This window comes from Acidovorax sp., from assembly GCF_034519795.1.
Lineage (GTDB): Bacteria > Pseudomonadota > Gammaproteobacteria > Burkholderiales > Burkholderiaceae_C > Acidovorax.
This window is the reverse complement of sequence record NZ_JAXHOB010000020.1, coordinates 749,970-767,846: the sequence shown is the minus strand read 5'-3', so window position 1 is coordinate 767,846 and position 17,877 is coordinate 749,970. Positions and strand designations below refer to the sequence as shown.

Annotated in this window: 20 protein-coding genes; 8 read left to right on the top strand and 12 right to left on the bottom strand. The window is 60.7% G+C overall.

Annotated features, from left to right (window positions below; all coding sequences use genetic code 11):
* Window positions 1-22: 22 nt before the first annotated feature.
* Both U5N23_RS24835 and U5N23_RS24830 read left to right on the top strand, forming a co-directional pair.
* Entirely contained in the window at window positions 23-3,505 is a 3,483-nt protein-coding gene (locus U5N23_RS24835; RefSeq protein WP_322595364.1) for an ATP-binding protein, read from the top strand.
* A 70-nt stretch (window positions 3,506-3,575) separates the two neighbouring features.
* Complete coding sequence (locus U5N23_RS24830) at window positions 3,576-3,869, top strand: hypothetical protein (RefSeq protein WP_322595363.1); 294 nt, start codon at window positions 3,576-3,578, stop codon at window positions 3,867-3,869.
* A 20-nt stretch (window positions 3,870-3,889) separates the two neighbouring features.
* Here U5N23_RS24830 and U5N23_RS24825 read toward each other — a convergent pair whose 3' ends face one another.
* The 9 genes from U5N23_RS24825 to U5N23_RS24785 form a co-directional block, all read right to left on the bottom strand.
* The gene (locus U5N23_RS24825) at window positions 3,890-4,339 is read right to left on the bottom strand and encodes a helix-turn-helix transcriptional regulator (protein WP_322595362.1); all 450 of its coding nucleotides are present in this window, start codon (window positions 4,337-4,339) and stop codon (window positions 3,890-3,892) included.
* A gap of 112 nt (window positions 4,340-4,451) precedes the next feature.
* Window positions 4,452-4,763, bottom strand: a complete 312-nt coding sequence (locus U5N23_RS24820; RefSeq protein ID WP_322595361.1) for an HU family DNA-binding protein — start codon at window positions 4,761-4,763, stop codon at window positions 4,452-4,454.
* Between the two features lie 497 nt (window positions 4,764-5,260).
* Entirely contained in the window at window positions 5,261-5,974 is a 714-nt protein-coding gene (gene arsH, locus U5N23_RS24815; protein WP_322595360.1) for an arsenical resistance protein ArsH, read from the bottom strand.
* Window positions 5,975-6,028: 54 nt separating this feature from the next.
* Complete coding sequence (locus U5N23_RS24810; protein WP_322595359.1) at window positions 6,029-6,523, bottom strand: arsenate reductase ArsC; 495 nt, start codon at window positions 6,521-6,523, stop codon at window positions 6,029-6,031.
* 48 nt (window positions 6,524-6,571) lie between these two features.
* Complete coding sequence (locus U5N23_RS24805) at window positions 6,572-7,066, bottom strand: arsenate reductase ArsC (RefSeq protein ID WP_322595358.1); 495 nt, start codon at window positions 7,064-7,066, stop codon at window positions 6,572-6,574.
* 11 nt (window positions 7,067-7,077) lie between these two features.
* Complete coding sequence (gene arsA / locus U5N23_RS24800; protein ID WP_322595357.1) at window positions 7,078-8,904, bottom strand: arsenical pump-driving ATPase; 1,827 nt, start codon at window positions 8,902-8,904, stop codon at window positions 7,078-7,080.
* Between the two features lie 13 nt (window positions 8,905-8,917).
* The gene (gene arsD / locus U5N23_RS24795; RefSeq protein WP_322595356.1) at window positions 8,918-9,277 is read right to left on the bottom strand and encodes an arsenite efflux transporter metallochaperone ArsD; all 360 of its coding nucleotides are present in this window, start codon (window positions 9,275-9,277) and stop codon (window positions 8,918-8,920) included.
* 61 nt (window positions 9,278-9,338) lie between these two features.
* Entirely contained in the window at window positions 9,339-9,782 is a 444-nt protein-coding gene (locus tag U5N23_RS24790) for an ArsR/SmtB family transcription factor (protein WP_416208662.1), read from the bottom strand.
* A gap of 44 nt (window positions 9,783-9,826) precedes the next feature.
* The gene (locus tag U5N23_RS24785) at window positions 9,827-10,207 is read right to left on the bottom strand and encodes a metalloregulator ArsR/SmtB family transcription factor (RefSeq protein WP_322595355.1); all 381 of its coding nucleotides are present in this window, start codon (window positions 10,205-10,207) and stop codon (window positions 9,827-9,829) included.
* A gap of 181 nt (window positions 10,208-10,388) precedes the next feature.
* Here U5N23_RS24785 and U5N23_RS24780 point away from each other — a divergent pair, with 181 nt between their 5' ends.
* From U5N23_RS24780 to phoU, 5 genes are all read left to right on the top strand, one after another.
* Window positions 10,389-11,423 carry a PstS family phosphate ABC transporter substrate-binding protein gene (locus U5N23_RS24780; protein WP_322595354.1) on the top strand — a complete coding sequence of 345 codons (1,035 nt, stop codon included), beginning with the start codon at window positions 10,389-10,391 and terminating at the stop codon, window positions 11,421-11,423.
* Window positions 11,424-11,494: 71 nt separating this feature from the next.
* The gene (gene pstC / locus U5N23_RS24775) at window positions 11,495-12,466 is read left to right on the top strand and encodes a phosphate ABC transporter permease subunit PstC (protein WP_322595353.1); all 972 of its coding nucleotides are present in this window, start codon (window positions 11,495-11,497) and stop codon (window positions 12,464-12,466) included.
* Window positions 12,466-13,386: a phosphate ABC transporter permease PstA gene (gene pstA, locus U5N23_RS24770; RefSeq protein WP_322595352.1), complete on the top strand. Its 921-nt coding sequence runs from the start codon at window positions 12,466-12,468 to the stop codon at window positions 13,384-13,386. Before pstC ends, pstA begins: the two co-directional genes overlap by 1 nt.
* Window positions 13,387-13,393: 7 nt before the next feature.
* A complete protein-coding gene (gene pstB / locus U5N23_RS24765; RefSeq protein WP_322595351.1) occupies window positions 13,394-14,227 on the top strand; it encodes a phosphate ABC transporter ATP-binding protein PstB in 834 nt (277 codons plus the stop codon).
* A 7-nt stretch (window positions 14,228-14,234) separates the two neighbouring features.
* Entirely contained in the window at window positions 14,235-14,945 is a 711-nt protein-coding gene (gene phoU / locus U5N23_RS24760; protein ID WP_322595350.1) for a phosphate signaling complex protein PhoU, read from the top strand.
* Window positions 14,946-14,979: 34 nt separating this feature from the next.
* Here phoU and arsC read toward each other — a convergent pair whose 3' ends face one another.
* Window positions 14,980-15,411: an arsenate reductase (glutaredoxin) gene (gene arsC / locus U5N23_RS24755; protein ID WP_322595349.1), complete on the bottom strand. Its 432-nt coding sequence runs from the start codon at window positions 15,409-15,411 to the stop codon at window positions 14,980-14,982.
* Window positions 15,412-15,579: 168 nt separating this feature from the next.
* Between arsC and U5N23_RS24750 the strand changes: the two genes are divergently transcribed.
* Window positions 15,580-16,866: an arsenic transporter gene (locus U5N23_RS24750; RefSeq protein WP_322595348.1), complete on the top strand. Its 1,287-nt coding sequence runs from the start codon at window positions 15,580-15,582 to the stop codon at window positions 16,864-16,866.
* An 81-nt stretch (window positions 16,867-16,947) separates the two neighbouring features.
* Here U5N23_RS24750 and U5N23_RS24745 read toward each other — a convergent pair whose 3' ends face one another.
* Together U5N23_RS24745 and U5N23_RS24740 are read right to left on the bottom strand one after the other, a co-directional pair.
* On the bottom strand, window positions 16,948-17,265 hold the full coding sequence (locus U5N23_RS24745) for a c-type cytochrome (protein WP_322595347.1): 318 nt from the start codon (window positions 17,263-17,265) through the stop codon (window positions 16,948-16,950).
* Between the two features lie 31 nt (window positions 17,266-17,296).
* Window positions 17,297-17,857, bottom strand: a complete 561-nt coding sequence (locus tag U5N23_RS24740; protein WP_322595346.1) for a nitroreductase family protein — start codon at window positions 17,855-17,857, stop codon at window positions 17,297-17,299.
* Window positions 17,858-17,877: the final 20 nt, after the last annotated feature.

Here is a 17,877-nt window from a genome sequence, read left to right as displayed (position 1 = left end):
CACCACCCAGCTCGACACCTCCATGCGCATCCGCGAACTCAAGCTGATCCGGTACGGAAAATTCACCGACCGCCACCTGTCGCTGCCCCAGCAGGCGAGAGATATCCACCTCATCGTGGGCCCCAACGAAGCCGGCAAGTCCACAGTCCGCTCAGCTATCGGAGACTGGCTGTTCGGGATTCCCGTCAGGACTTCCTTAGGCTTTCTTCACCCCATGTCGGAGTTGCGGGTTGGCGGCGTGCTGGAGCGACTGGTCTCGGGCGCGGCAGAGAACGTGCAACTCGCCTACGACCGCACCAAGGGCAACAAGAACACGGTGCGTTCACCCGAAGACGCGGCACTGCCGGACGCTGTGCTGCAGCCCTGGCTGGGCGGAATGCAGCTGCAGGCCTTTACGCGCATGTATGCGCTGGACCACTCCACGCTGGTCGAAGGCGGCGCCGGCATCCTGTCGGCTTCAGACGATGTTGGCCGGCTGCTGTTCCAGTCGGCCGCTGGCATTGAAGGACTCGCTAATGTCCTGCAGAAGCTAGAAGCGGAAGCGGATGCCTTGTGGGGACCGAAGAAAGCCGGCTCTCGGCTCTACTACCAAGCACTCCAGAGCCACGAAGCTGCGAGCGCAGAGCTGAAGCAGGCCGTTCTCAAAACCAAGGATTGGAAATCCCAGCATGACGCCTTGCTAGCAACCGAGCAGGCCCTCGCCGACACACGCCAGCGCGACCGGGATACCCGCCAGCAGCTGAACCAGTTGGAGCGCATTCGCCGCGTGCGTCCCATGCTGCAGGCGCTGGATGCCGCCCAGACCCAGAGGGAAGCACTGGGCCTCACCGATGACGTTCCGCTACTGCCAGAGAACGCATCCTCCACCATTCGGGATGCGGCCCAGGCCATGGCCCTGGCCCAAGCAGAGAGCCAGCGCCTCGAACAGGAGAGCTCTGCGCTGCGCACCCAACTAGAGGGCATCCACGTCGACCAGGCTCTACTGTCTTTGGCTGCGGATATCACCGACCTCAATGAACGCAGGCTGCAGTACCGCAGCCACAGGACGGACATCGTCAAGCGCGCCGAAGAGATCCAGACCCACTGGACTAGGGTGAAAGAACTCTCCGGCAGTCTGGGTTGGGCGACCGATACCGAAGACGCGGTGCGCAAGCGCCTGCCGGCGTCGACCACGCGCAACCGCCTGGCAAACCTGCTCAAAGAGCGGGGCACACTGAACCAGCAGTTGCGCAGCGCCCAGTCCGCGCTGACCGATCGCGAGCAGCAGATGGCGCAGGCGCAGCAGGCTCTGGAGCGCCTGGTCGCCCGCGAGGTGCATCCAAGGCTGGCAGGCACTGTCGAGAAGGCGCTGAAGCTTGGCGACCATGCCGGAGCAGTCTCCCAGCTGGCCCAGAAGGCGGATGCACAGAGGGCATCGCTTGCGACTGCCTTGGCCGGCCTTGGAAAGTGGCGAGCCGAACCGGACGATCTCGCAGGCATGCTCGTACCCGACGACACCGTTGTGCAAGGCCTGCTGGATGAGAGCCGAACAGGAGTCGCAGAGGCCCAGGCACTGCAAGACGCGGTAGCGACGAAAGCAGAGGAGTTGCAACGGCTGGAGTTGGAGCTGCAGCAGTTCGTCCAGGACTTCCAACCGGTGACCCGAGAACAGGTCGACGAGGCCCGCCAGTCACGAGACCTGGAATGGCAAGCGATCAAGGCCGCGCCAAGCGAGCTGACCGCCAAGGCCAATGCCTATGAGCAATGGGTGGGCAAGGCCGATGTGCTCGCTGACACCCGGCTTGATCGCGTCCAGCATGAGGCGACCCACCGGTCCAGGGCCGAACGCATCGAGCATGTGCGTCTGGAGTTGCAAGGGCAGCAGGCGCGGCTGCAGGCGGCAAACGACCGGAACGAGGCCCGAGCGCGCCAATGGCAAACATTGGCCGAGGCGAGTGGCTTGCCACAGCTGCCGCTGGAAATGGCGCCGGCATGGCTGCGCCAACGCAGGGCGATTCTGGAGATCAGTGCCGAGCTGGGCCAACTCGACCAGCAGCACAAGGATCTGGTGACCGCTGGTGTCGAACTCGCAACTGCCCTCTGGTCGATGCTGGGCGGTGCAGCGGAAGCGACCGAGATGCCCACCCTCCACGACGGTCTGCAGCGAGCACGCAAGCTGCTGGCTGCCGTCGACCAGGCGCAAGGTCAGCGCAGCGCGCTGGAGCAGCAGGTGGCCGACGCCCAGAACAGCGTTCCCAGACTGCAAAGCTTGGTCCAGCAAGCGCAGTCAGCGTGGAGCGAATGGGAGACTGCCTGGCAGGCGGCCGTAGCAGCGGCAGGCTATGAGAGCGCGACGACAGCTGGCCAGATCGAAGCAGAGTTCGAAGCAATCCAGGAGGTTGAACGGTTGCTGACCCAGATTCGTAGTGTCCGCAGCGAGCGCATTGAACCCATGCAGATGGACCTCTCCGACCTGAAAGCGTCGGCAGAGGCCCTTGCACAGCGTGCCGCCCCGGACTTGGTCGAGCAGGAAGCCGACATGATCGCCCAGGAACTCTTCGCGCGCCTTGCGACCGCCAAGCAGTCCGAGAAGACGCAACGCGAACTGCGTACCAGACAAGCCCAGGTCGAGGCCGAGCTCGCCGAGGTCCAGCAGCGCCAAGCAACTCAAAACGCGCGCTTGGCGCCATTGATGGCCACGGCAGGTGTGGACGATATCAACGCGCTCGCCGCCGCAGCCGAGCAGTCCGAACAGCGCCGAGCCTTTGAAGCCAAAGTCAGTGCAGCCCAGTCCAACCTGGTGCACGGCGGAGATGGACTTGGCCTGGACCAACTCCGCCAGGAAGCGCAAGGCGTCGCTCCCGATGAGCTGATGGCCGAGATCGATCGACTGGGCGCGCAATCCGCGCAACTGGTGGAAGAGATCGCCCAGTTGAGCAATCAGCACGGAACCCAGCGCAAAACCTTCGACGCCCTGGACGGCACAGACGCCGCTGCCAGGGCCGATGCACGCCGCCAGGAGGCGGTTGCGTCCATGGCCGATGCAGCCGAGCGCTACCTCAAGCTGCACACGGCCGCCCGCCTGCTCAAATGGTCGATGGAGAAATTCCGCGAAACGAGACAGGGCCCGATGCTCGCCAAAGCCTCCGCAACCTTCAACACGCTGACCCTGGGCTCATTCGAGCGCCTGCTCGTTGACGCCGCTGACGATAAGCCCAGGCTCTTCGGTATTCGGCCCACCGGTGCACAGGTTGAAGTGTCGGGGATGAGCGAAGGATCCCGGGACCAGCTGTATCTGGCGCTGCGCCTGTCGGCCCTGGAAATGCAGATCGAGCAAGGCCTGAACATGCCGCTCATAGCGGATGACCTGTTCATCAACTTCGACGACCGGCGCACGGCAGCCGGGCTTCAAGTTCTGGGCGAGCTGTCGAGGAAGATGCAGGTGATCTTCCTGACCCACCATGATCACCTGGTGCCTCTTGCCAAAGAGGTGCTCGGCAGCGAGCTCAATGTGGTGACGCTCTGACCGAACTGGGCTCAATTGCAACGACCGGCTGCTATGCTTTCTTCATCAGAGTTTCGATGGAGAAGAAAACATGGACGCCAATGAACGCTTGGTAGCTTTGAGCCGCATGCAGGAGACAGCGGATGCGTTTTATCGCAGCGCCGTGTCCATCGGCAACCATCCCTTCATCGAGTTTGCCGGGCTCATGAATGAGTACATCACGGCCTGCCGGGCTGCACACAGGGACGGGATTGACTTCACGCAATGCAATGTGCACAACGGGCAAACGCTGCCGCTGCACCCAGTGATGTCGGACTACATCAATGAGAAGCTGGAGTGCATTTTCTCTGGTTCGAAGGTGCTGCGGGCCAGGCAAGCTTCCTGATCAAGGAAGCCAGCAAAGCTTTACTGGCCGTCTGCGAGCAGTGCGAGGGCTTTTCTTTTGCCCATGCCAAGCACCTCGTGGATACGCTCCAGTTGCGTTGCGCGAGGAGCGGCTTTGCCGGCTTCCCACTTGTAGACAGACGGGGAAGAAGCCTGCAGCAGCTTGGCCATGTCTTGTGCTGAGATACCCAATTCAGATCGCTTTGCCGCCAATGCTTCTGGTTTGAAAACCCACTTTCGACCGCCCTTGCGCACGGGCGCTTCTTCGACTACGGAGGCTTGCACCGGCACTTTGACCGACTTCTGGGTTGCCTTGAGTTGCGAGGTCAACGCTTTAACTTCGCGCTTGAGTGCCGCAATCTCCGAACGGTGTGAGGTAAGCGCCTTGCGCATGCTCTGCAGCTCTGGCTTGAGTTCCTTGCGCGCCATGCGGACGACTTCAGCGCGGAATGCATTTGAGAAAGTATTCATGCGCGCATTGTGTACGAATCGAGTTGGATAGCTGCTTCGCTCAAAGAAAAACCGCCAAAGCGGTGAGCCCTGGCGGTCAATCGCTGGAATTGATTTGAAGGCGAAACGCAGACTACTTGCCAGCCTTTTCTGCTTTGCGCTTTGCGGCCTTGGGATCTACCGCGGCCTTGAATTTGGCACCGGCCACGAACTTTGGCACGGTGGATGCAGGGATCTTCAACGCGGCGCCGGTGGATGGATTCTTGCCTGTGCGCGCGGCGCGCTTCGCAGACTTGAACGTGCCGAAGCCGACCAGTTGAACTGCATCGCCCTTCTTGACGGCAGTCTGAATGGTGTCGATGAGCGTATCGAGGACAGCGTTCGCTGCGACCTTAGAAAGGTCATTCTTTGAAGCAAGGATTCCGACAAGATCAGCACGGTTCATATGTAGTCACGGTAAAGGAGGGAGAGTGAGTTATATCGTACTTCCCATGGATTGATCATTAGCTTCCAATCCACCCGTCGGCCCTGCCGAAAATAGACGGGCGCAACTGCTCCATCCCAGCAAAAAATCTCTGTACAGGACGCCGGACGATGTGCACGTGTCTTTACTCAACTGCATCGTGGAGGTGTGAACCTTGAGTCGCCCGAGGCGACTTAGCAATTCGATGTACAAGCAGAAAGAGGCTGGCTTGCGCTTGCAAAGTAGCCAACAAATGCTATCGATTCCGGGCTCAAAGTCGATCAGGCGGCTTTGGCATTCATGGAAAGTGGCCGCGTGAAGTTCTTCGGAACGGACTCTTTGGTCAAACACCTGTCGCGCAGCGGGTTACCCCGCTGGACGCACAAGATCACGATGTAGACAAGAAAAAACATGGACGGCACCCGCCGTCCTTTTTTCTTGGGCGGATGCGATGTGCTCCTGCCTGACGATGTCCGTCGTCAAATCGACGCCTGGTTCACCCGCCGCATCAGTGCCTCACCCGACTCCTTGCGCTCGCTGTAGCGGTCCACCAGGTAGGGGGACACGTCACGGGTAAGCAAGGTGAACTTCACCAGTTCCTCCATCACGTCCACGATGCGGTCGTAGTATGGCGATGGCTTCATGCGGTCGTCGTCGCCAAACTCCTGAAAGGCCTTGGCCACCGAGGACTGGTTGGGGATGGTGATCATGCGCATCCAGCGCCCCAGCACGCGCAGCTGGTTGACGGCGTTGAACGACTGCGAGCCGCCGCACACCTGCATGACTGCCAGCGTCTTGCCCTGCGTAGGGCGAACAGCACCGACAGACAGCGGAATCCAGTCGATCTGGGTCTTCATGATGCCGGTCATCGCGCCGTGGCGCTCGGGCGAGCACCAGACCATGCCCTCGGACCAGGCGGCCAGTGCGCGCAACTCCACCACCTTGGGGTGCGTATCCGGGGCACCGTCGGCCAGGGGCAGGCCCTCGGGGTTGAAGACCTTCACCTCAGCCCCCAACGCAGTGAGGATGCGCGCACCCTCCTCGGTGGCCAGGCGGCTGAACGAGCGCTCGCGCAGAGAGCCGTACAGCATCAGGATGCGCACGGGGTGGGTGGATACCAACGGTGCGGACAGGCGCGCGGTGTCAGGTTGCTGCAGCAATTGGGCGTCGATTTGGGGTAAGTCTGGATGCATGAGGCAGATAAGTGTAGAGAGGGTCGCGCAAGTTGGTGCGCGCCCAGTGTGCGGTCAACTGTGCGCGATCCTGTTCAGTTGCGCTTGCAGGTCCGCGTCGCTCAGTTCGTCCAGCGGCAACTCCAGCAGTTGAAGCATGCGGTAGCCGATGGCCTGGCGCGTGATCTCGAAGGCCTGGCGTTTGGCCTCGTCGCCGCCCTGTGCGTTGGAGGGGTCGGGGTAGCCCCAGTGCATCTGGATGGGGGTGCCGGGCCAGTATGGGCAGACCTCGCTGGCGGCGCTGTCGCAGACGGTGATGACGATGCGCATCACCGGCGCGTCGGCGGCGGTGAACTCGTCCCAGCTCTTGCTGCGAAACGCCTCGGTCTTGACGCCCGCGCTGGCCAGCGCTTCGAGCGCCAGGGGGTTGATGCGGCCACTGGGCGCACTGCCCGCACTGTGGGCCTGCACGTCCAGGCCGCGCACGGCAGCCAGGTGGTTGAGCATGCCTTCGGCCAGCACGCTGCGTGCGGAGTTGTGCGTGCAGAGGATGAGGATGTGGGTGGTCATGGTCTTGGCAAGGTCTTAGAGAGATGCAGCGCTGGTGGCGGGCCCTGCTTATGCTCGACCAATGTCCTCAACTTGGCGCTTGATGGCCAGGGAATCGAGTTTGTGCAGCGGCAGAGCAAGCAGCAACTCGATGCGCCGCTTCAGAATAAGAGCGGTGTCGCGGAATGCCTTTGTCACTTCATCAGGTGTTCCTTCAGCAGCAGATGGGTCAGGTACGCCCCAATGTGCGCTCATTGGCTGACCTGGCCAGATGGGGCAGACTTCGCCGGCAGCGTTGTCACACACGGTGAACACGAAGTCCAATTCAGGAGCGCCAGGCGCGGCGAACTCCTCCCAGTTCTTGCTGCGCGCATCAGTGGCCGGCACATGCAGGCGTTCCAGTGTGGTCAGTGCCAGCGGGTTGACTTTGCCCGAGGGAAAGCTGCCAGCCGAGTAGCCCTTGAAGCGCGCTCCTCCGAAGTGGTTCAAGATAGCTTCTGCCAGGATGGAGCGGGCAGAGTTGTGTGTGCAGATGAACAGCACGTTGTAGATTTTTTCGCTCATGAGAAGGCTCCTTAGCCAGTTGGGGTGGAGGGGAAATCTTTTGGACCCAAGTCAGGGGACGTGATCAATGGGGCTTCTTGATCGAATCCACTCTCAGACAATGCAGACAGGCGTTCGATGCCTATTGGTTCTTCTCTCAGCAACGGAACCACGGCGTAGCGCGTGGCATGCTTGTGAGCTACGGCATCAATCTCTCTCAGTTCATTGCGTGCTCTCTGTTGCAGCAATGCGGAACCAGGCCGCGCAGCCGCCAAGCTGTTGTTCACGATCCATGCCCATGGGCTGATCCCGGCACGTCGCAAGTCGGATTGCAAACTCGTAGCTTCCAGCACAGGCGTGGTCTCGGCGAGCGTTACAACGATCACCTTCGTCTTGCGTGGGTTCTGAAGATCCATGAGAGGGGTCGTGTAGTGCAACCCGGTACTGTCCATCTGCCGCGCTATTTCACGGTGATAGGCTCCAGTGGCGTCCAACAGCAAAAGCGTATGGCCGGTAGGCGCCGTATCCATCACGACGAACTTCTTGCCCGCTTCGCGAATGATCCGAGAAAATGCCTGAAATACGGCAACCTCCTCAGTGCATGGCGAGCGGAGGTCCTCTTCCAGGAGCGCTCTCGACTGCGGGTCCAGCTTCGCGCCTTTTGTGGCGAGCACATGCTGGCGATATCGCTCGGTTTCCACGTGCGGATCAATGCGCCCCACCGAGAGGTTGTCCAGAGTTCCCACGAGGGCATCATTAAGGTGGGCGGCCGGATCTGACGTGGTCAACAACACGGGCAACCCGCGCTGGGCCAGCCCTACGGCGATGGCGGCAGCAAGGGTTGTCTTGCCCACCCCACCTTTGCCCATCAGCATGATCAGGCCGTGGTCTTCTTTGGCAAGATCGGAGACCAAACTGCCCAGTTGCGGGGCGACTACTGGTGCAACGTCTAGGGAGGCTTCACCAGGGTAGACACGCTCGTCGAGCAGCGCGCGAAGTGCCTCCACGCCGACCAAGTTGAAGGACTTCAGTGCAATGCGGTCCGTGGGAAGAGCTAGCAGTTGCTCGGGCATCGCGCCCATGGCCGCGGTCTCGCGGCGAAAAATTGCGGCGGCAACTGCGTCCTGAACCGCTTCACTCTCTGGCAGCAACCCGTTCACCACCAGATGCTGCCGCTCAATGCCGATATCAGAAAGCTCGGAATGGGTGCGCGCTGCCTCGCGCAATGCAGCACCCTGGGCACGCGCTACCAGCACAACGCGCGTATGCAAAGGATCCGTCAATGCACTCAGCGCTTGACGGTACTGCGACTGCTGTTTCTGCAACCCGGCCAGTGGGCCCAGACACGACGCGTCGCCTTTACCTGTTTCAAGAAAGGTGCTCCAGGCACCCGGCAGTTGCAGCAACCTGATGGTGTGGCCAGTAGGGGCAGTATCAAACACCACATGATCAAAATCCTGGTCCAGAGACTCACTGGTGAGGAGCGCCGTGAACGCGTCAAACGCCGCTATCTCCGTGGTGCAGGCCCCCGATAGCTGCTCTTCTATACCGATGACCACTGCGGGCGGGAGCACGCCTCTGACCGGAGCAACGATATTCTCGCGGTAAGCGAGCGCCGTCTCCTCGGGATTCAGCTCCAACGCGGACAACAGCGCCACGCTCGGCACAGGCGTCACGTGGTTGCCAATTGAAATACCGAACACCTGACCCACGTTGGACGCTGGGTCCGTGCTTACCAAGAGCACTCGCGAACCCGACTCAGCAAGATGGACTGCAACGGCGCAGGCGATCGAAGTCTTGCCGACACCTCCCTTGCCTGTGAAGAAGAGAAATCTGGGGGGGGCGTCAAGAATGTGCATGGAACGGTCGGATTCAGCAGCATCCGTTGCCTGCGCAGCAACTGCGAACTGCGGCAGGAGTGCCTTCGGCTTCAATCCCTGCCCAACGGGCCAGTTCGCCACGCGCCGGATAGCGCCCAGCCAATACAACTTGCCCATCCACCAGGACCAGTGGAAGCGACTCAATTCCGGAAGTTTCCAGGAACCGCTTCACTGGCGGGGAGTCCGCAAACGCCACGGGCTGCTGGGCGAGGTTGAAGCGCTCAATCTGCGCTCCATGTCCTTGAGCCCATCGCAAGTCGGCGGCGAAGTTCACAAGCGCCTGGTCGGAATCAACACCGCACACTCCAGAGTTGCAGCACATCGCAGGATCAAAAATTTGAATTGTTTTCATTTCAATATTCCATTAAACATTGAATTAATGACCGAAAGAAGACACCAGAGTGAGTCCTGCTTCACTCCACAGTGACGACCTTCGAAGCCTTCCTGGTCTTCGCAGGAGACGCCACTGGCGCTACGACTTCACCACAGCCGGTTGGCCCACTCAGTTCCACACACTGACCGGGATTGCCAGCGCAGCACTCCGCCGTGAGGTAGGCGATGACCTCCACCATGACTGAAATGTTGGTCCGATAACGCTGATAACGCCCCTCCTGCTCGACCGTCAGCAAGGAGGCATGGGTCATCGCCTTGAGGTGAAACGACAAGTTGGTGGGGGGGAGGTCCAAGGCGGAGGCGATCTCCCCCGCAACCATGCCCGCAGGGCCTTGCTTCACGAGGAGGCGGAATACATCAAGCCTCACGGGTGAGGACAGAGATTCAAAAACGGATGTTGCAGCTATTTTATCCACGAATTGACTATACAACAATTGTTGTAATGTTGTGAGACAACTCGGCATGAAGGGTTATGCCCTCAGTCGCCCTCCACCATCGACCGCTCGGCTCAAGTAGGTTGGGGAGCAGTCTGCTTCGCAGGTTGCCTGGTCTGGGACAGGGTGTCTTCGACGCATTGGGGCAGTGCAATTCCGCATTCCTCCGGTGAGCCATTGCAGCAATGTTCGGCCAGGAATGCCAGGAGTTCATTCATCCGCGGAAACTGCGCTCGATAAAAAACGAACTTACCTTCCTGCCGCCCGTTGATCAAGCCGGCGTGCGTGAGTTCCTTCATGTGAAAGGACAGCGTCGCAGGCGCCAGTTGAAGTTGCTCTCCGATCTTTCCGACCGACATCCCAGCCTCACCAGCCACGACCAGCAGGCGATAGATGCCTAGACGCGAGGGTTGGGCCAAAGCGGCAAGGGCAATGACGGCTTGATCAGTGTTCATCAGGGAAGCGCGAGGGCACCGGGTTTGGCTGCGAGGAGACTAACAGAGCATTATCGCCGCAGCACATGACAGGTTTGTGGCGGTCTTTAATCCATTGGCCACCGGCGACGGAATAGCGCCTGTCACGAATCTGTCACCAAACCTGCACAGAATTCGCTTCGACATATCCACATTTCTAGTTATGTCGGCAATCATCCAACTACCCATCAAGGCTCCCATGGAAAAAATGTCTTTCAAGCTGGCGCTCGCTTGCGCAGCGTTCGCGTCGTTGACCGCAGTCCCTGGATATGCGCAGGTTGTGAAGATCGATGGATCTTCGACCGTTTTCCCTCCCACTGAAGGTGTCGCCGAAGACTTCCAGAAGCTGAAGAAGGGTGCCATGAAAGTCACCGTTGGCATCTCTGGCACCGGCGGCGGTTTCAAGAAGTTCTGCCGCGGCGAGACAGACATCTCCAACGCATCGCGCCCTATCCTGAAGGCTGAAATGGACGCATGCAAGGCCGCTGGCGTCGAGTACTTCGAGCTGCCAGTGGGCTTTGACGCTCTGACCGTGGTGGTCAACCCCAAGAACACCTTCCTCAAGCAATTGTCGGTTGCGGAACTCAAGACCATGTGGGAGCCTGCTGCACAGGGCAAGATCACTTCGTGGAAGCAAGTGAACCCCGCCTTCCCCGATGCCCCGCTCAAGTTGTATGGCGCCGGTTCGGATTCGGGCACGTTTGACTATTTCACTGAAGCCATCAACGGCAAGTCCAAGGCCAGCCGCGGTGACTACGCCGCGACTGAAGACGATCACGTCACGGTCAAGGGTGTCGCGGGCGACGTGAATGCGATCGGCTACCTGGGATATGCCTACTACGCGGAAAACCAAAGCACTCTCAAGGCCCTGCCCATCGTGGAAAAGGCGGGCAAGGCTGCTGTTGCACCCAATGAGCAGAACGTCATCAACGGCTCTTACCAGCCCTTGGCACGCCCCATTTTCATCTACGTGAACTCCAAATCGCTGGAGCGGGCCGAGGTCAAGGAATTCGTCGCCTTCTACATGAAGGAAGGCTCGCGGATCATGAAGGAAGTCAAGTACGTGCCACTGCCGGCCAACGCCTACAAGAATAACGAAGAGCACCTTGCCAAGGGCAAGAAGGGCACCGTGTTCGGCGGCGTAGCGGAAGTCGGCGTAACCATCGAAGAACTGCAAAAGCGCGAAGCCAAGTTCTAAGCACGGCATAGCCCACAGCCTCGCTTTTCGAGGCTGTGGGCGCCTCTAACGCCTTTTTCAGGATCACCCTAGTGAGCACCTTGCCAGCCGCCCCCCTTGGCGCCAGGACCAGCCCGCCCCGTGCGACCGGCGCGGCGAAACTGGCCCAATACGCACGCAACAAAAAGATCCGCAAGCAAAAGGAAGCTCTCATCGAGTTCGTCCTTCTGATGTGCGCCTGCGTATCCGTCTTCACCACCATCGGCATTGTCTATATCCTGGTCAAAGAGTCCGTGGTCTTTTTTTCCGCCGTGCCCATCTGGCAGTTCCTTACCGACAAGCAATGGACTCCGCTTTTCTCAGATGCGCACTTCGGCATCTGGGTACTGATGTCCGGAACCCTCACTAGTTCGCTGGTGGCACTAGCGGTAGCAATACCACTGGGCACCATGATCGCCATCTACCTGTCGGAGTTCGCTCAGCACAGGGTGCGCGAGGTGCTCAAGCCGGTGCTGGAGATCCTGTCCGGGATCCCGACAATCATCTACGGATATTTCGCACTGATGTTTGTGACCCCGCTGATTCAGAAGATCTACCCGGGCTTGCCGACATTCAACATCCTGTCTGCCGGCTTGGTCATGGGGGTAATGATCATCCCGTACGTCTCGTCTCTTGCTGAAGATGCGATGCGCGCCGTGCCCATGACCCTGCGCGAGGGCTCATATGCCATGGGCGGTACGCGGTTGCAGACGGCCATGCGTGTGGTGGTGCCTGCCGCTACGTCCGGCATCGCTTCCGCCTACATCCTGGGAATCTCGCGGGCCGTCGGTGAAACCATGATCCTCGCAGTAGCCGCAGGCATGCAACCCAACTTCACGCTGAATCCGCTGGAGCCGGCCGCGACGATCACCGCCTACATCGTGCAGGTGGCCCTCGGAGACCTTCCCCATGGCAGCGTCGGTTATCAAACCATCTTCGCTGCGGGGCTGTCACTGATGGTGCTGACCTTGACATTCAATCTCATCGGCCACTGGATGCGCCGCCGCTACCGGGAGGTGTACTGATGAACGCGAAGACAAACGCGCTGCGTGCTTCAATACGCACAAGAAAGCGCTGGGACCTGCTGTTTGGCGCGCTGGGCATCCTCTCCATCATGGTCGCCGTGATGACTCTCCTGGTGCTATTTCTGGACATGGCGATCACGGGGATACCCCGGCTGAGCACCGAGTTTTTCACCTCTTTCCCATCGCGCCGGGCGGCCAACGCAGGGATCCTGTCCTCATGGGTCGGCTCCATCCTGGTGATGATGGTGACCGCTGCAGTGGCGGTTCCTATTGGCATCAGCAGCGCCATCTACCTGGAGGAGTACGCACGCAAGAACTGGTTCACTGATGTCATCGAGATCAACATTACGAACCTTGCTGGCGTACCGTCCATCATCTACGGTCTGCTTGCCTTGGGTCTGTTCATCTACACCTTCGGCCTCGGCCAGAGCATCCTTACCGCCGGGTTGACGCTCGCGTTGCTGATACTGCCGATCGTCATCACGACCACCCGAGAAGCGCTGCGCTCCATTCCAGTGCACGTCCGCGAAGGAGCGTATGCGTGTGGGGCCTCCCGTTTCCAAGTGGTGAGCCATCACTTGGTCCCCTACAGCCTTCCAGGCATCCTCACGGGCGTGATCATTGGCATGTCGCGTGCCATCGGTGAGACGGCGCCCATCATCACCATCGGAGCACTTACGTTCATCGCCTTCTTGCCGCCTGTGCCTTTCAGCGGCACGCCCCCGGCAGGCATGTTCGACTGGCTGACGTCACCCTTTACCGTGATGCCCATTCAGATCTTCAACTGGACATCCCGCCCGGACCCCGCCTTCCTCCAGAACGCTGCTGCAGCCAGCTTTGTTTTGGTCCTTATGACTCTTTGCATGAACGCAGCGGCCATCTGGTTGAGATACCGCCTGCGCAAAAACATCAAGTGGTGACCTGCCCATGATCGCGAAACCAAGCACCCATCGTCATCTGACCGCGAACGACGCGGTGGAAGAGGCAGACGAGCCAGTACCGCCGACAAAAGCCGAGTCCCGCAACCTGGAGTTTCACTACGGCGATTTCAAGGCGCTCAAGGGCATCTCAATGCCTGTCTACGAGAACAGGGTGACTGCTCTGATTGGCCCCAGCGGCTGCGGTAAATCCACGTACCTGCGCTGCTTCAACCGCATGCATGACCTGTACCCGGGCAACAAATACGGTGGCAGCATCCAACTGCTGCCGGATGATGTGGACCTGTTGGACCCTGCGGTCGACCCCATCGAAGTACGCATGCGCATTTCCATGGTCTTCCAGAAGCCCAACCCGTTTCCCAAGTCGATCTTCGAGAATGTGGCCTACGGCCTGAAGGTGCGGGGCGAAAAGTCCGGCAGCTACATGGAAGACAAGGTGGAAGCCGCATTGAAGAGCGCAGCGCTTTGGAACGAAGTGAAGGACCGCCTGGGCGAGTTGGCCATGAACCTGTCGGGCGGGCAGCAGCAGCGTCTGTGCATCGCGAGGTCGTTGGCGACCGACCCCGAACTCATCCTGTTCGATGAGCCGACATCCGCGCTCGATCCGATTGCCACCAGCAGCATCGAGGAGCTGATCGCCGAGATGAAATCCAAGGTCACTGTCCTCATCGTGACCCACAACATGCAGCAGGCCGCACGGGTATCCGATTACACCGCCTACATGTATCTGGGCGAGTTGATCGAATTCGGTATGACCAAGGATGTCTTCATGAAGCCGCGCCGACGCGAAACCGAAGACTACATCACGGGCCGTTTCGGCTGATGCGCCCATGTCCGGGCGGCATCTGGATCATCAGTTTGACGCAGAGCTGGAAGACATCACTCGTCGCGTCTTGAGCATGGGCGGGCTGGTGGAAAACCAGGTATCCCAGGCACTCTACTGTGTGGCTTGCCCCACTCCTGAGGTAGTTCAAAGAGTTCTCCAAAGGGAGCGGGACGTCAATGCCATGGAGCTGGAGATTGACCGCGAAGTGTGCTCCATCATCACCCGTAGACAACCAGCCGCTATGGACCTGAGACTGCTCATGGCGCTGTCGAAGACCACGGCCAACCTTGAGCGCGCGGGGGATGAGGCAGTAAAGGTAGCCCGCATGGGCAAAGCGATGCATGAGCACAGCCGGACACGGGACTTTCCGACGTCAGGTCTGCGCATCGCGGGAGATCTGGCATCTGAGCAACTGAGCAAATCGCTGGATGCGCTGGCACGGATGGACGCTCCGTCCGCCCTGAGTTTGCTTGAAGATGACCTAGCGATCAAAGCTGCGCTGGAGGGGTTCGTGCGCTCCATGATCACGCACATGGCCAACGACACTCGCAGCGTACGCGCAGGCCTGGATTTGCTCTTTGCAGCCAAGGCCATCGAGCGCATCGGCGCTCACGCCAAGAACCTGGCAGAGTTCACGATCTACGCAACCAACGGGTTGGACGTGCGGCATTCCAGCTCCGCAGGCCGCCTGCAGCCCGCAGCGCCATCCGCGTAAGGCCTGCGGCCATTGCCGCCAAGCTTGCCTGAGCTCAAGCGACCCGCTGTCCTTGGGCGTCGATGACCAGCTCACCGTCTTCCTTGGTGAACGGGCCGGGCAGCGCGGGCAGCAGGTCCAGCACCGCCTCGGAGGGGCGGCACAGCCGCGTGCCGGCGGGCGCCACGACGATGGGCCGGTTGATGAGGATCGGGTGGGCGAGCATGGCGTCCAGCAGGTGCTCGTCAGACAGCGCGGGGTCTTGCAGGCCCAGCTCGTCGTACGGCGTGCCTTTTTGCCGCAGCAGCGCGCGCACAGGGATGCCCATGGCGGCGATCAGCTCGGTGAGCTTTTCGCGGCTGGGCGGCGTCTTGAGGTACTCGACGACAGTAGGCTCGATGCCGGCGTGGCGGATCATCGCGAGCACGTTGCGCGACGTTCCGCAGGCCGGGTTGTGGAAGATCGTGATTGGTTGAGAAGGTTGCATGAAATCAATTATGCAACTACTATTGAAATATTCAAACTCCCGGTGTATAGCCGCGCCGACAGCGCAAGCATTTCGACCGGTTGCCCATCACAAACCCCTGCACGTATTGCTCCTGATCCGCTGGATCTGGGGAGTTCTCACGCGCGAGCACCAAGAAAGAGGAAACAGATGCTTCTGGCTCTGTCAATATTCGTCGCCACCATTGCCCTGGTCATCTGGCAGCCGCGCGGGCTGGGCATCGGCTGGAGCGCCAGCGCGGGCGCCGCCGTGGCCCTGCTCACCGGCGTCGTGCAGCTGTCCGACATCGCCGTGGTCTGGCAGATCGTGTGGAACGCCACGGCCGCCTTCATCGCCATCATCATCGTCAGCCTGCTGCTCGACGAGGCGGGCTTCTTCGAGTGGGCGGCCCTGCATGTGGCGCGCTGGGGGCGCGGCAGCGGCCGCATGCTGTTTGCGCTCATCGTGCTCTTGGGCGCGGCTGTCGCGGCGGTGTTCGCCAATGACGGCGCGGCCCTCATTCTCACCCCCATCGTGATTGCCATGCTGGTGGCCCTGGGGTTCAGCCCCGGCGCCACCCTGGCGTTCGTGATGGCAGCGGGCTTCATTGCCGACGCGGCCAGCCTGCCGCTGGTGGTGTCCAACCTGGTGAACATCGTCTCGGCCGACTTCTTTCGCATCGGGTTCAATGAATACGCCTCGGTCATGGTGCCGGTGAACATCGCCTCGGTCGCGACCTCGCTGGCGGTGTTGCTGCTGTACTTTCGCAAGGAGATTCCGGCTGCGTACGACCCGGGGCAGCTCAAGCCCCCATCGGCCGCCATCCGCGACCTGGCGACCTTTCGCACGGGGTGGGCGGTGCTGGCCTGGCTGCTGATCGGCTTTTTCGGGCTGGAGCCGCTGGGCGTGCCGGTCAGCGCCACCGCAGCCGCAGGCGCCGTGCTGCTGCTGGCCGTGGCGGGCCGTGGCAAGGTGATCAGCACCACCAAGGTGCTGCGCGAGGCACCCTGGCAGATCGTCATCTTCTCGCTGGGCATGTACCTGGTGGTCTACGGGCTGCGCAACCAGGGGCTGACGGCGTACATCAGCCAGTGGCTCAACGCCTTTGCCAGCTACGGCATCTGGGGTGCGGCCATGGGAACCGGGGTGCTGACGGCGGTTCTGTCATCCATCATGAACAACATGCCCACCGTGCTGGTAGGCGCGCTGTCCATCGATGCCTCTGCCGCCACCGGCGTGGTCAAGGAAGCGATGATCTACGCCAACGTCATCGGCAGCGACCTGGGGCCCAAGATCACCCCCATTGGCTCGCTGGCCACGCTGTTGTGGCTGCATGTGCTGGCACGCAAGGGCATCCGCATCAGCTGGGGCTACTATTTCCGCGTGGGGGCGGTGATCACCGTTCCCGTGCTGCTGGTCACCCTGGCGGCGCTGGCGCTGCGGCTTTCGCTGCGGTAAGACTTCGCCGGGCCGCAAGGACTTCTGTCCAGGGGTCTGCTGGGGCGTTGACGCCTGTGCTTTCGTACTGCAACAAGCCCGTCACTTTATCTGCAGGATCCACACCACCAACGCTCGCGCATCTGCATCAGACAGGCCCGCATTGGGCGGCATGGGCATGGGTCCCCACACCCCACCGCCGCCTTTCTTCACTTTCTGCACGAGCTTGTCGGTCGCACCCTTTTCGCCCGCGTATTTGGCGGCTATATCCTTGAAAGCGGGTCCCACAATTTTTGTGTTTTTGGAATGGCAGGCCATGCAGTTGCTCTTCGTGGCAAGAGCATCGCTGGCTTGGGCGGCAGGATTGGCAAGAATGAGCACAACGGCAATGCCGGATATCTGGGAGATGGAACGAAACATGGAATGCAAAGTAGACGGGTTAGTGGAGAAACTACGCGGATAGAACGCGCAGAACGGAATGGGGATCGGGGCGTTGCCGCTCACGCGGCGGCGCCGAGGACGTGCCCAGTGCGATGAAGCAGATGGCACGGTGGTGTGGATGAAGCCCGAGCAGAGAGCGCACGGCGTTCGAGCCCAGCGACCGGCCGCTGGTCAGGCCACTCGCATAGCCCATCGATGTTGCGGCGAGCAGGATGTTCTGTATCGCGCACCCCAGAGACACTAGCCGCTCCTGGTCAGGGATGCCACTGGTGCCGTCATCAGCGTGCATAACGGCAACCAGCAGGCACGGTGCGCGATCGGCCTTCTCTGCTGCAGCCGTGGTCTGGGCCTCCGTCGCGCCTGGATCGCGCTCGATCAATGCCGCTGCAAACGCCCGGCCAAGCGCTTGCCGCATGTCTTTCGGAATGAGGATGAAGTGCCATGGAACCAGCAGGCCATGGTCCGGTGCAGTGACTGCAGCCTCCATCACAGCCGAAAGGGTGTGCGCATCTGGGCCGGGCCCGGACAGGCGCCTGGGAGATGTGTTCTTGCGGCGTGCGAGCAGTGCCATCAGGTCTGGCTCTGCCCGCA